Here is a 265-nt window from a genome sequence, read left to right as displayed (position 1 = left end):
TCTCGAGGCTGCTGTGGAGAAGGTTCTAGCAGATGGCGTGCGTACCGCAGACTTGCTTGGTGAAGAAGGGGTAACCCCGGTGACCACATCCGAAATGGGTGACGCGATCATTGGCGCGCTCGACGCGAGCCTCTGATCTTATTCTTATATCTTTACGTTCGGGCCGGAGTTTATACTCCGGCCTGTTGCTTTTTCAACAAGCTGTGTCCTGAGAGGCCATCACGCTCTTGCCACATCCCCCTCGTCAGAGTTAGCGCTATAGGTG

At 54.7% G+C, this 265-nt stretch carries 1 pseudogene; it reads left to right on the top strand.

From position 1 onward, the window contains the following. Positions 1–136, top strand: a pseudogene (locus tag O4G76_RS20710) (isocitrate/isopropylmalate family dehydrogenase); the annotation flags it as partial. Positions 137–265 lie beyond the last annotated feature (129 nt).

Source organism: Limimaricola sp. G21655-S1 (assembly GCF_027213785.1).
Taxonomy (GTDB): Bacteria; Pseudomonadota; Alphaproteobacteria; order Rhodobacterales; family Rhodobacteraceae; genus Limimaricola.
The sequence above is the reverse complement of the archived record's forward strand: the minus strand, read 5'-3'. Positions and strand labels throughout refer to the sequence as shown.